The sequence below is a fragment of the Maribacter sp. genome (assembly GCF_039968975.1).
Lineage (GTDB): Bacteria > Bacteroidota > Bacteroidia > Flavobacteriales > Flavobacteriaceae > Maribacter.
Map to the genome: position 1 here is coordinate 1 of NZ_JBDVOT010000245.1, position 13,905 is coordinate 13,905.

General features: G+C 35.9%; 9 protein-coding genes and 2 tRNA genes. 7 read left to right on the forward strand and 4 right to left on the reverse strand.

The window, feature by feature from the left end:
* The 7 genes from ABJI11_RS16945 to ABJI11_RS16975 all read left to right on the forward strand — a co-directional run.
* The coding region (locus ABJI11_RS16945) for a histidine kinase (protein WP_348354901.1) at positions 1 to 1,877 on the forward strand (1,877 nt) is incomplete at its 5' end.
* Positions 1,874 to 2,605 (forward strand): LytTR family DNA-binding domain-containing protein, encoded by a 732-nt coding sequence (locus tag ABJI11_RS16950; RefSeq protein ID WP_348354904.1) that lies wholly within the window; start codon positions 1,874 to 1,876, stop codon positions 2,603 to 2,605. The genes ABJI11_RS16945 and ABJI11_RS16950, both read left to right, overlap by 4 nt.
* A gap of 10 nt (positions 2,606 to 2,615) precedes the next feature.
* Positions 2,616 to 3,125: a gamma carbonic anhydrase family protein gene (locus ABJI11_RS16955; protein ID WP_348354907.1), complete on the forward strand. Its 510-nt coding sequence runs from the start codon at positions 2,616 to 2,618 to the stop codon at positions 3,123 to 3,125.
* A gap of 76 nt (positions 3,126 to 3,201) precedes the next feature.
* Positions 3,202 to 4,089 carry an ACP S-malonyltransferase gene (fabD, locus tag ABJI11_RS16960; protein WP_348354910.1) on the forward strand — a complete coding sequence of 296 codons (888 nt, stop codon included), beginning with the start codon at positions 3,202 to 3,204 and terminating at the stop codon, positions 4,087 to 4,089.
* A 156-nt stretch (positions 4,090 to 4,245) separates the two neighbouring features.
* Complete coding sequence (locus ABJI11_RS16965; RefSeq protein ID WP_348354913.1) at positions 4,246 to 8,679, forward strand: Calx-beta domain-containing protein; 4,434 nt, start codon at positions 4,246 to 4,248, stop codon at positions 8,677 to 8,679.
* Positions 8,680 to 8,687: 8 nt separating this feature from the next.
* Positions 8,688 to 9,668: a type IX secretion system membrane protein PorP/SprF gene (locus tag ABJI11_RS16970; protein ID WP_348354916.1), complete on the forward strand. Its 981-nt coding sequence runs from the start codon at positions 8,688 to 8,690 to the stop codon at positions 9,666 to 9,668.
* Between the two features lie 11 nt (positions 9,669 to 9,679).
* On the forward strand, positions 9,680 to 11,590 hold the full coding sequence (locus ABJI11_RS16975) for an OmpA family protein (RefSeq protein WP_348354919.1): 1,911 nt from the start codon (positions 9,680 to 9,682) through the stop codon (positions 11,588 to 11,590).
* A gap of 18 nt (positions 11,591 to 11,608) precedes the next feature.
* Here the strand turns inward: ABJI11_RS16975 and ABJI11_RS16980 are convergent, their stop codons facing one another.
* The 4 genes from ABJI11_RS16980 to ABJI11_RS16995 form a co-directional block, all read right to left on the reverse strand.
* Positions 11,609 to 12,862: a divalent metal cation transporter gene (locus ABJI11_RS16980; RefSeq protein WP_348354922.1), complete on the reverse strand. Its 1,254-nt coding sequence runs from the start codon at positions 12,860 to 12,862 to the stop codon at positions 11,609 to 11,611.
* A 48-nt stretch (positions 12,863 to 12,910) separates the two neighbouring features.
* A complete protein-coding gene (locus ABJI11_RS16985) occupies positions 12,911 to 13,546 on the reverse strand; it encodes an ElyC/SanA/YdcF family protein (RefSeq protein WP_348354925.1) in 636 nt (211 codons plus the stop codon).
* 102 nt (positions 13,547 to 13,648) lie between these two features.
* Positions 13,649 to 13,735 (reverse strand) — tRNA-Leu (locus ABJI11_RS16990).
* 42 nt (positions 13,736 to 13,777) lie between these two features.
* Positions 13,778 to 13,849: transfer RNA gene (locus ABJI11_RS16995), tRNA-Gly, on the reverse strand.
* Positions 13,850 to 13,905 lie beyond the last annotated feature (56 nt).

Below are 13,905 nucleotides of genomic sequence, written 5' to 3' on the forward strand. Positions count from 1 at the left end.
GCAGTTCTATGTCTTTGCCAGATCTAGCCGTGAAACATCAACAATTGTTAGATTCTGCAGAAGAGTATAAAGCTAAAGATATTGAAAGAAGTATAGATTTGGTAGCACAATCTATTTCTATACTGGGTAAAAGAGGTAGAAAGAAAGAATTGGCAAGGTCACTTTCTAAACTTGGGGAAATTTATCAATTCCACAACCAATTGGATTTAGCAATTGATAATTATGAAGATGCCTTAGAGAATAATAAAACCATTGCTACTTCATTATTATTAGGTAGGGCATTCAATTTAACCGCTAGGTATGAGGAAAGTATAGACTTATTATATCCTTTATTAGAATTTAAATCTATGCCGCCAAGCCAAAGCGCTGTGCTGTTTGAGTTGTTGGGTGATGCCAAAAAGGGACTAGGTAAAACAAAAGAAGCTTTAGATTTTTATAATAGAGGTTTATTGATAGCTGATAAGAATCAAATTACATCAAAGATGATCGATTTGAATTCTAAGATAGCCGATACGTATTCTTTAGGTGATCAGAATATGGAGGCAGAAGCTTACTATGACAATTCTTTAGAGTTAGCAACGAAATCTGCACCCAAAAGGGCTTTGCAAGAGAAAGAAAAAGTAGCTGATTTTTACAACACAAAAAATAGGTTCAATGAAGAAATTAATTTGCGAAAAAGCAGTCTTCAAGAGCTTAAAAAGCTAAATTCCCCAAATGCTGGCGTAAAAAAATTAGAACTTGGAGACACAATAACATCACAGCGAATAAACTATAAAATTGCAAATGCATATATCTCTCAAGATAGGTATAACGAGGCTATACCATTTTTAGAAAAAAGTATTGTTGAAGCAGATTCAGATGATGATTTGGTAGTGCAAAAAGATGCAACCAGAAAATTGTCTGAGGTATATAAGGTTAAAGGCGATTTCACTAAGGCTTTAGATACCTACCAAACGTATGTAGCATTGGTAGATTCTTTATATGTTCGGAAAGAACAAGAGATTTCAAGGGCAAATCGTTTTAACAGGGAAATTTCAAATGCACAAAATAGGCTTACCGGTTTAGAACAAGAACGGGAACTATCTCAAAGTAAATATGATCTTGCATTAACAGAGCAAGAGTTGGTTAAGGAGAGTAACAAACGACAAGAGTTGGTTATTTATTCTTTAATATTTGGGCTTTTATTAACCTTATTGGCCGCTTTTTTCTTTTACCGTAGTAATCAACAACAAAAATTGGCAAACAATTTATTGGCCTTAAAATCGTTGAGATCGCAAATGAATCCGCATTTTATATTCAATGCGTTAAATTCTGTAAACAACTTTATTTCAAAAAGCGATGAACGTAGTGCTAATAGGTATCTAAGCGACTTTTCAAAATTAATGCGCTCAGTACTAGAAAATTCTGAGGAAGATTTTATTCCCTTAGAAAAAGAATTGCAGCAGTTAGAGCTTTATATAAAATTGGAACATTCTAGATTTGAAGATAAGTTCGATTACCAAATAAATATTGATAAGAATATACAGGTATCTAAGTTCCAAATTCCGCCTATGTTATTACAACCCTATATAGAAAATGCTATTTGGCACGGATTGCGATATAGGCAAGAAAAAGGCGAGTTACTGGTGACCATAAAAGAAAATAGTGGGGATTCTATAATTATATCTATTACGGATAATGGTATTGGTAGAAAAAAATCTGCAGAGATTAAAACCCAAAACCAACGGAAGCAAAAATCCAAAGGAATGGGAATCATTAAAAAACGTGTGGCTATCCTAAATGACATGTATACCGATAAGGTAGATATTAAAATTTCAGATTTACATTCAGATGGTACAGGAACTAAGGTTCTATTCATTTTAAAAAGAGAAAAATGAGCTTAAATGCAATTCTAGTAGAAGATGAGGCAAATAGTAGAGAGATATTAAGAAATTATATTGCTAAATATTGCCCAAGTGTAAACTTGTTAGGTGAGGCTTCATCAATTAAAGAAGCCCTAGTCTTAATTGAGGTTAACGACTTGGATCTTGTATTTTTAGATGTAGAGATGCCTTTTGGTAATGCTTTTGATTTATTGGATCAATTACCAGACAGAACTTTTGAAACCGTTTTTGTTACTGCTTATGATCATTATGCAAAAGATGCTTTAAACAATCATGCCGCATATTATTTGACAAAACCTATTAATATAGATGAGCTAGTAAATGCAGTGGAATATGTAGATGGTGTTCGTGAAAAAGAAGCTAGTTTAGAAGGAGAGGTTTTAAGCACAAAATCTAACGGAGTGGAGGGAAAGTTAACCTTGCCGCAGCAAGACGGATTTCAAGTATTGAATATTGCCGAAATATTATATTGTAAGGCAGATGATAATTACACGGAAATTTATCTTTTAAATAAGAAAATACTGGTAAGCAAAACTTTGAAGTATTTTGAAGATGCCTTAAACGATTACCCTTTTGCACGGGTACATAAATCTTTTTTGGTAAATGTAAACGAGGTGGTGAAGTATCGAAAAGGTAAAGGTGGTAGTGTGGTTATGTCCAACGGAAAAGAAGTAATGGTATCCGCTTCTAAAAAGAAAGATTTTCTATCTTATTTTAATTAAACGAATTACAATGATAAAAGCTGTTAGAGGTAAAGAACCTATTATATGTGAAGATTGTTTCATTGCTGAAAATGCTACTATAGTTGGTGAAGTAAGTATGGGAAAGCAATGTAGTGTTTGGTTCAATGCAGTATTACGTGGCGACGTACATTTTATTAAAATGGGCGACAAGGTAAACGTGCAAGATGGTGCAGTAATTCATTGCACTTATTTAAAGTCTCCTACTACCATAGGTAATAATGTTTCTATTGGGCATAATGCACTTGTACACGGGTGTACTATACATGATAATGTGTTAATTGGTATGGGTAGTATAATTATGGATGACTGTATTGTAGAAAGTAATAGTATTATAGCTGCCGGAGCTGTTCTTACAAAAGGTACACACGTACCATCTGGGAGTATTTTTGCAGGTATGCCAGCTAAGAAAATTAAAGATATTAGTCCTGAATTAAGTTCTGGTGAAATCAATAGAATTGCTGAAGCCTACACTATGTATTCCAGTTGGTTTAAAGAATAAAGGTTGACTCAAAAAACCAATTACTTGTTGCAGTCTATCTAAATTATGTACTTTTGAGCCACCAAAACTAAAAGTTATGAACGCGTATGTTTTTCCTGGGCAAGGTGCTCAATTTGTTGGAATGGGTTTAGATTTATATGAGAAATATCCTATTGCAAAAGAGTTGTTTTTAAAGGCAAATGAAATATTAGGCTTTGAAATTACCGAAGTAATGTTCAGAGGTACTGCCGAAGGATTAAAAGAAACTAAGGTAACCCAACCTGCTATATTTTTACACTCCGTTATTTTAAGTAAAGTAATGGGAGATGCATTTAAACCAGATATGGTTGCGGGTCATTCTTTAGGAGAATTCTCTGCCTTGGTGGCAAATAATACCCTAAGTTTTGAAGACGGATTAAAATTAGTTTCACAACGAGCTTTGGCAATGCAAAAGGCATGTGAACTTAAACCATCTACCATGGCTGCCGTTTTAGGTTTGGAAGATGCAGTTGTAGAAAAAGTATGTTCTGAAATTTCAGGAATTGTTGTTGCTGCAAATTATAATTGTCCGGGTCAATTGGTGATTTCCGGTGAAGTATCGGCAGTAGAAGAAGCTTGTGAAAAACTAAAAGAAGCAGGTGCTAGACGTGCTTTGATGCTTCCTGTTGGTGGGGCATTCCACTCACCATTAATGGAACCTGCTAGAGAAGAATTAGCTGCTGCAATAGCTAATACTACGTTCTCGACACCTAGCTGTCCAATATATCAAAATGTACCGACAACCGCGGTGAATAATGCTGAGGAGATCAAAAAGAATTTAATGCTGCAATTGACAGCTCCGGTAAAATGGACGCAGAGTGTTCAGCAAATGGTAAAAGATGGAGCTACGGTTTTTACGGAAATAGGTCCAGGTAAGGTGTTACAAGGCTTAGTAAGAAAAATTGAGCCAAGTGTTACCACACAAGCCCCAGAGCTGGCAGAGTAACCAATGTTTCTTTAATATTACCATTTAACCTATAAATCCTTTTTTCAACTGTTTCTGAGCAGTTTACCTTGATTTTTTTGTAATATTGGGACCCTCATTTTTGGTTGTGGATTTAGAACTTTCCCAATCACACTCTAGGGTATGATAAAGAATGCTATGAAAATAAGTATATATAAAAATTTTTTGACCCCTAATATTAACAGGAGTCTTAAGAAATTTCTGTTCGTTTTTGGATTCCTTTTTTTTGGTGCTTTTTCGCACAGTATTTATGCGCAGGTTGTTTCTGTTGAAAACCTTAGAGATGCGGCAGAAGGAAATATTGTTACGGGTAGATTCAGTGTTCAAGTTGCAGCTATAGCTGGAGCTGGGACGATTGATGTAAAGTACGATGTATTAGCAAGTAGCACAGCTACTCCGGGTGCTGATTATGTTGCATTAACCGGGACGGTAGAAGTTGATTATACTTTCTTCTCGGGAGGGTCTGCTATAATAGATGTTATAGCCTCTGCACAAGATCTTCTGGTAGAAGGTGAAGAAATAGTAAATATTGAATTAGTTGCAGATCCTAGTTATAACTTAAGTGCGGGTAATACTACTGCAACTGTATTGATAGCTGACGATGATTTTGCAACCTTAAGTATTAGTGATGCTATTAACGATGAAGGTGAGGGCTTAGTTTTTACCATTACTTCAGATGAGCCCGTGCAGTATGACTATGAAGTAGAAGTTGAATTTTCTGGAGGAGATGCAACAGGTGGGGGTCCAGGTATAAATCATCCACAAGATTATAATAGTACCCCCCAACCGGTAACGATTACAGCAGGTTCTACTTCGCAAACTTTTTTAGTACCAACAGGTAATGATAATGTTATAGAAGATGATGAGACATTTGGAGCTGAAATAACAGGTGTTAATAATGAGAATGTTATTGTGGGAGCAGCGTCAAAGGGTACTATTGTCAATGATGATATTCCAGGTGTAAACGTGAGCGCAATTAGTGGTGATACAGGAGAAGATGGTACTGAAGCAACTTTTAGTATTACATTGCAAACTGAACCTACAGATGATGTAGAAATAGATTTGTCAAGTGATAATACGGATGAAGGTACAGTACCTTCATCGGTTATAATACCTTCTGAGGATTGGAATACGGGTGTTGTGGTTACTGTTACAGGTGTTGATGATGCTGTGGTTGATGGTGATGTTACTTATACAATTATTACAGGAAGCATAAGTTCTGATGATGATAATTATGATGATATAGATGACGACGACGTGGATGATGTTACTGTGGTTAATGTCGATAATGATATTATTTTTGAAGTTTCTGTTGTTTCAACTACTGCTACAGCTAATGAAAATCCGGTTTCTAATGGTGTTTTTACAATAAGTTTAGATGAAAATAATACAACTGGCGCACCGGTAGTCGTAAATTATAACATAGCTGGTACTGCAACATCAGGTTCAGATTTTACAACATTAAGTGGTTCTGTTACAATACCGAACAATGCAAGTTCAGGGGTTGTTAACGTAGTTCCAATAAATGATAATGCTATTGAAGATAATGAAAGCGTAATCTTAACTGTTGCGGCAGGTACTGGCTATACTATTGGTTCTCCAAATAATGCAACAGTTTTTATTGTAAGTGATGATACTAACGTTGCACAAATTACTGCATCAGATGGTACTGCCGCTGAAAGTAACGGGGCTGTCTCTCCAGGTGAATTCACTGTTAGTTTAAGTGCTCCTAATAATACTGGAAGTCCAATTATAGTGAATTATGCTATTAGTGGAGGGGCTGTTAATGGTACAGACTATACCGCTATAAGTACCAATGCTGTAAGTATTCCGAGTGGACAACAAGGTGCCGAAATTGATATTCTACCGATTAATGATGCCATTCAAGAGGGGACAGAAAATGTGATAATAACTTTAGCAACAGGTACGGGTTATGTGTTGGGTGCTGCATCTACCACAACAGCTACAGTCGAAATCAATGATAATGATCAGGCAACATTGGCAATTTCAGACGTATCATTAAATGAAGATGATGCTGATGGTGAAATGATTTTTGATGTGGAATTGGATTTGGAAGTTGTAGGTGGTACAACCGTAACTTATTCCTTTACAGATGATACGGCTACAGAAGGTGAAGATTATACTGGAACCAATGGTTCTTTAACTTTTGATGGTGATGCGGGTGAGATTCAACAAATTATCGTGCCTATCACTAATGACGCTATTTTAGAGAATACTGAAACCTTCACTGCTCAAATAGGTTTGCCTACCAACAATGTGCAACGCGCAAATAGTGGTACTGCTACGGGAACAATTCAAGATGATGATAATTGTGTGGCTGCACCGTTACTAGACAATTCGGTGTCTTCCATATACTGTGTAGAAACCGCAGGAGATGAAATTTCAGCTAATTTATTTGATTTCACGAACAGTACTGCTCCTAGTGGTACGGTTTTGACCTGGAGTACGGTTCAAGATCCTTTAAATACAGGTTCTCATTTAACACCGGCAGAGGCTCAAGACATTGATTCGGCTCAATCTTACTACGGTTTTTTCTATGATGCAGGTAATAGTTGTGCCAGTGGTACCATAGAAGTTCAGATCGTTCGTAATGTATTGCCCCAATTAATTGAAGTAAACGATAACGAACGTTGTGGTCCTGGAACCTTATTGTTAAGTGTTGAGCCTAGTGAAGATGCTTCTGTAAATTGGTATGATTCTTTAGATGCTGTTACTCCAATTGCGATGGGCGAAACATTTACAACTCCATCTTTGAACGCTACCGCTACCTATTATGTGGAAGCGACCGAAAATGAATGTACAACAGAAAGACAACCTGTTATTGCAAGAATAGGTGTTCAGGCAACTACCGGAACGGCAACAAACGGTTCTATTTGTAATGTAGCTGCGAACGGACTAACAACGATAGATTTGGATACGAGACTTTCTGGTGCAGATCCCGGAGTTTGGATTTTTGTTTCAGGTCCTGAAACCAGTGTTGATATTAGTTCTACCAACGTTGTGGAATTTGAAGGGACTACTTCTGGTGCTTATATATTTAGATATACAACAACAAATTCTACGGCACCCTGTGAGAACCCTTCGATAGAGGTCACTATAAATGTAAGTGATTGCGAAACCGATGATGATAATGACGGTCTTTTAGGAGGTCAAGAGGTGGCGTTGGGTACAGATTCTACAAACCCTGATACTGATGGTGATGGTATTGAAGATGGTGTTGAGGTCGGTGACGATATTGATAATCCTTTAGATGAAGATGGTGACGGAATTATAGATGCTTTAGATTCAAATACAGCAGATGCTGATAATGACGGAGTAAACGATCAACAGGATCCTGCAAATAACAATCCATGTATTCCTAACCGATTTAACGGTAGTTGTGATACGGATGGTGACGGTATATCAGATTTAGATGAGCAAATTAATGGTTCTGATCCAGACGATCCTTGTGATCCTGTGGCAACACCTAATTGCGATGACCCAATAGATTTAGAAGTGTTAAAATCTGTTGATAATATAGATGCTTTAATTGGTGATACCATTGTATTTAAAATTTTGGTTACTAACTTATCAGATAGAACAGCACGGGCTATCGTTGTTGGTGATCTTTTGGAATTAGGTTTTGATTTTGTTTCAGCAGATGCTCCTGAGACTACTGATTATGATGAGGTATCGGGTAATTGGACTATTTCGGAGCTTGCGGCAGGTATATCTTTTGAATTATCGATTACTGTAGTAGTTGCAGAGCAAGGACCATATACGAACACTGCTGTATTGTTAGAGTCTATTCCTTCGGATGATAATCCTGAGAATGATGAAGCAACCGTTGAATTAAGTACAGAAGCTCCAGAAGGCGTTGATCTGAAGATAGAAAAAGAAGCGCGTCCAGATACTGCATTGGTTGGGGATGAAGTAGAGTTTATTATCCGGGTAACGAATATTTCAGAATCTGATGTGGTTACTGATATTGTTGTCAATGATTTGATTTCATTAGAAAACGGATTTGAATTTGTTTCTGCTGAGTCTGATCTTAATGGAGCCTATGATGAGACATCCGGTAATTGGAATATTCCAACTTTGAATAGAGAAGAGACCGCTACATTGACCATTAGAGTAAGGGTTCCTGCAATTGGTACATTTACGAATACTGCTAATATTGTAAGGTCTACACCGAGAGATGGAAATACTGAAAATAACGAAGCTACGGTTGAGGTTGAGGTAATTGAGAAAAGTGCCGCCGATCCAGGGTTCCTTTTTAATCAATTCTCGCCTAACGGAAATAATCAGAATGAGGTTCTTCGTATTAATAGAACTATGACGGATCCGGATACTGGTGTACAGGTGGAAGTTAATTTGCAATACAAAATAAAAATTTACGATCGTTACGGAAACCTTGTTTTTGAGACGGAAAAAGTAAACGATGGCGATGTTTGGGATGGGACTTATGAAGGAAAAGAATCGCCAAAAGGGACTTATTTTTACATCATGAATTATAGTGTTAATAATCAGCCTGCCATCTTGGATAAGGGTTGGATACAGCTTATTAGATAAAATAAATTATGGATTATAACTTTTATAAATCGAGTTATACTATTGCTTTAGTACTATTTTCTCTGTTAAGCTTTAATGCATTTTCACAGAAAGAACCGCAGTACACGCAGTACATGTATAATATTGGTAGTTTTAACCCGGCTTATGTTGGTACGGTAGAGAACCCTGAGTTTTCTGGTTTATACAGAGCTCAGTGGATAGACATACCTGGTGCGCCTAGGACGTTTCGTTTTGGTGCCAATCTTCCTTTTCAGAATGAAAAAGTAGGTTTGGGTATTAATATTGTAAATGATGAACTAGGTCCTGCTACACAGACTTACGCAGATATTTCATATTCATACCAAATAATGGTTACTGATGAAACTAAATTATCGTTTGGTATTGATGCCGGTGGTTCTTTCTTAAATGTTGATTTTTCTAAAGGAACTTTTGAAAATCCAGGAGAAAATTTAAGTCAAGAAATGCTGACTAAATTTTATCCAACCGTAGGTGCAGGTGCGTTCTTATATTCAGAAGATTGGTATTTAGGTGCTTCAGTTCCTAATTTTTTGACGGAAGGTGTGTATAATGACGAGATAGCATCTGTAGTAGAGGATAAGATTCAGTTTAATTTTATAGGTGGTTATGTTTTTGAGCTTTCCGATAATTTAAAATTTAAACCGGCTTTTTTAGTGAATACTATTTCTGGTTCGCCGGTCAATGTAAACTTATCAAGTAATTTCTTGATTTCTGATGTGGTTACCGCAGGTATATCCTATCGTATAGATAATGCTTTTAGTGGTTTGGTAGGTTTTCAAATATCTAATTCCTTGTTTGCAGGGTATTCATATGATTACAACACAAACTTACTTGGAGAATTCAATAATGGGTCTCATGAGATCATACTTAAATTTTATTTAGGTAGAAAAGGTCCTTCGAAATCAAAAGGTAGTAGTGATAAGAATGCAAAAGGTAAACCTAAACAAGTAGATTCGCCTAGATTCTTTTAAAGTGAACAAAAATGAAATTTAAATTAATCATAGTATTATTAGTTTTTGTACCATTTCTAGGTTTGGCTCAAAACAAGAAGTCTAAAGCCGATAACCTTTTTTATGGCTATCAATATGAAAAAGCCATAGAAGCTTATAAAAGTGAAATGCAAAAAGATTCTTTGACCAATCATCAGTTGCTGAACCTTGCAGATTCTTATTTTAGTACGGGCAGTTATGATAGTGCTTCTAAGCTTTATTTAGAGGTAAATAAGAACGATACGATTATGTCTGTTAACAGGTTTAATAAAATGTTGCAGAGCCTTTCTAAAAACTCTGAAAGAGATAGGGTGAAAATGTTCTTGAAGTCAAAAGCTGATAAATTATCTCCTGAACTTTTAGAAAATGCGGAGTTTAATTATAGTTTATTGGAAATTCCTGCAAATACAGATAACAGTGTAATACGTGATTTAGGGGTAAACAGTGCTCAAGGAGATTTTTCGCCGGCATTTTATAAGAACGGAATATTGTTTAGTAGTAGTAGAGGACGAAATAGTAAAAATATATATGAGCCTACGGGAGAATCTTATTTAGATATCTATTTTGTAAGATTAAGTTCTAGCAATACTTTAGTAGATGTTGAAACTTTTAAGGAGATACCAGCGACAGATTTTCATAAATCAACACCATATTATTCAGGAAAATTGGAAACGTTTTTCTATATTTTATCCAATGAAGAAGATGGTGAGCTTAGGTATAATGAAAATGGTAAAAATGCTTTGGCAATTGGTACGCTTACAAAAAATAACAGATTTAGATTTATACTAAAAGATCTAAGTACTTCCTTTTACTATCCTTTCTTTGATGATGCTACTGAGCGTTTGTACTTTGCTGCAAACTTTGATGATAGCTATGGTGGTACAGATTTGTATTATGTGTATACCAATAATGGTCAGATAATGTCTGCGCCTATTAATTTAGGTCCTAGAATAAACTCTCCTGGTAACGAGATTGCTCCATATGTATTTGATGGTAGTTTGTACTTTTCTTCGGATATTTTTTATGGTCTTGGAGGAATGGACATTTACAAGTCTAACATGTTACCAAATGATGAGTACACCATACCTGTAAATCTTGGAGAGGGAATTAATTCAAAAGCAGATGATTTTGGATTCATTATGCAAAATGTTGAAAATACTGGATTGTCTGGATTTTTTGCATCAAATAGAGCAGGAGGAAAAGGTGGGGATGATCTTTACGGTTTTCAACTTAAAAACGCACCAGGTTTAAAAACATTTGCTCTAGGAGGTAAAGTTGTTAATCTTAGAAATAAAGTAGGTTTAAAAGGGGCTCAAGTGAGATTATTGAACCAGCAAGGTGATGTTTTAAAAGAAGTTATTGCAGGTGATGATGGTAGTTTTAGAGTAGAAGTTCCGTGGATGTCTCAAGTAACGATACAGGCAACGAGCGACGGTTATTCCATTTTCTCAACTACATATTCTGAAGAAGGAATGGAAGAGATTCAAAACACGTCTTATAACATGGGGCTTGCAAGAATGGAAGACTTGGTAACACAAAGAGAAGATAAAACGGTAATTAAGCTTAATAAGTTCTATTTTGATAAAGGTAAATCTGGAATAAACTCTCAAGTAGAGAATGAGCTAAAGAAAGTTGTAGATGCTGTAGTGCGTTTTCCTCAGATGAGATTAAGAATACAATCGTATACAGATACTAGAGGAAGCTCTTCGTATAACAAAAGATTGTCACAAGCAAGAGCTGATGTGATTAAAAACTATCTTTTGAGTAATGGGTTGAATTCAAATAATATTATTGAGGCAACAGGTTACGGTGAAGAAAATATTGTAAACAATTGTGTTAATGGTGCCTACTGTTTAGATTTTCTTCATAAGCAGAATGAACGTACATTGTTCGTTGTAGAATAGTAAGTACTTATTTCTATACTATTTGGTAATTATGATATAGAAATAATACAGTGCAAAACAAGATAAGAATAGAATACCTGCGTAGGTAAGGAATTTTAATTTCTTGCCTGGTTGAAATTTAGGGTCTATGTCCTTGCTGGTTACATTCTTTAAATTCATATAACCAATAACCGGTGCAACAACGAAAGATACAAATGTTGCCAATGCTACCAAATTACCCATATTGGCACTAAACGCTGCTATAACTACAAAATTAATTAAGGTTAGAACCAATACTCCTAAAGCAAATGCCGCTTTGGTAGAAAACCAATTACTTTTTGGTTTTAACAAAGAAATAATGTCGAGGCTTACTCTGGTCAAAGCATCATGTGCTGTCATACAAGTACTGAACATAGTGGCAAATGCGGAAATAGCAATAAATAGATATGCCCATGATCCTATGTGTTGAGTAAACAGGCGGACTACCTGATCTGCAAAACTTACGGCATTGTTGCTAAGTTGAATGTTTGTTCCGTATAGGGTGAACCAGCCTATGATCATGAAGAATATGGCTAGTACGGCTGTAATGGTATATCCGATATTGAATTCTTGTAGTGATTCTTTTAAGCTGGGTTTATTTTGAGTTTTCCATTTTTCTATACTCCATAAACTGATCCAGCTAGAGGCTTCTACGCTAGTAGGCATCCATCCTATTAATCCTATTAAAAATAATATTCCTATTTCGTTAAAAACGGGCTGGGGTTTGAAATCCGGTACATGTGTAACAGGTCCTTTAACTAAAACTAGAATGGTAGTCACTAATAAAGCAATAAACAGTATGCTAACCACAAATTTTAAACTGATTTCCAAAAACCTATACTTACCAAAAATGAGTAGGGCGCTTATAGTTAAAAATAGAATTAATGCCACCATGGCTATAGAACTGTGACCAATACCAAATAGGTTGATAAACAACCCTGCGGTAACTGTATATAGAGCGGCTAAGATAGTGAATGTAGTTACCAGGGTAATTAGGGCATAAAACCATAAATAGCCTTTACCACGGTTTAAATAGCCTTCTATTAGGGTTTTATTAGTGACGTTGGTATAGCGAACACCAAATTCAAAGAAAGGGTATTTTAAAACATTAGCCAAAATGATAGGAATAACCATTAGCCAACCATATTGAGCCCCTGCTTTGGTAGATAAAACAAGATGAGAAGTACCTATGGCCATACTGGCGAATAGAAGTCCTGGTCCTAAATTTTTTAGAATTGTTTTAAAATTGAGCATTGTAATCGGTTTGGTTGGTGCTCCTAAATGTAGTGTATTTAATGCTACTTATTTTATCTCAATTGTACTGCCGTAAAATTTAGGCTGTGTATTAAGTATCATATCTATAAATACTTTTACACGGGCAAGGTATTCTCTTATTTGAACTTTTAATCCTTGGCTGGTTGAAACATCCTTCGCATTAAATCCAATAGCATTTAACCCTTTTTGTTTTGCAATATAAATAGCTCTTTCATTGTGGAACTTTTGGGAGATAACGGTAACGTCGTCCAAGCCGAAAACAAACTTTGCCCTAAACATGGAGTCTAAGGTGCGAAATCCTGCATAGTCCAAGAAAATATTTTTTTCAGGTATACCTGCTTTTACCAAGTCTTTTTTAAAGGTATCCGGTTCATTGTAATAAATACTACCATTATCTCCACTGACCAATATAAATTTAATTTTACCGGCATTGTAAAGTGCCTTGGTCGCATTTATACGGTATGTGTAGTATGGATTTGGAGAACCATCTGTTAATCTATTAGAAGTGCCTAGAACAAGACCAACACGATTACTGGGAACTAAAGATATGTCAGAATAAGTTTTTTCTTCTGCAGTGCTAGATATGATGCTATTGCAGGTAAATATCATCAGTATTAATGCTATGAATAATAATCCTGATATTTTTAAAATTTTTTTTAGCATGCATCTGTAATGAAAACTAAAGTTAATGAATAACTGTAGATTTCGATTTGAAATAGATATAAAATAAAAAAACCCCTGAAATCAGATGATTTCAGGGGTTTGTGGTACTCGAGGCGGGACTTGAACCCGCACGCCCCAAAGAGCACAGGATTTTAAGTCCGGCGTGTCTACCAATTCCACCACTCGAGCATACTTAGCATTGAAAAAAATGTTGACCGGCAACATTTTCTGAGCGAAAAACGGGATTCGAACCCGCGACCTCCACCTTGGCAAGGTGATGCTCTACCCCTGAGCTACTTTCGCAAATTTTAAAGAACGTGCATCTCTTTCAAGATGCGGGTGCAAATTTAATACAATTC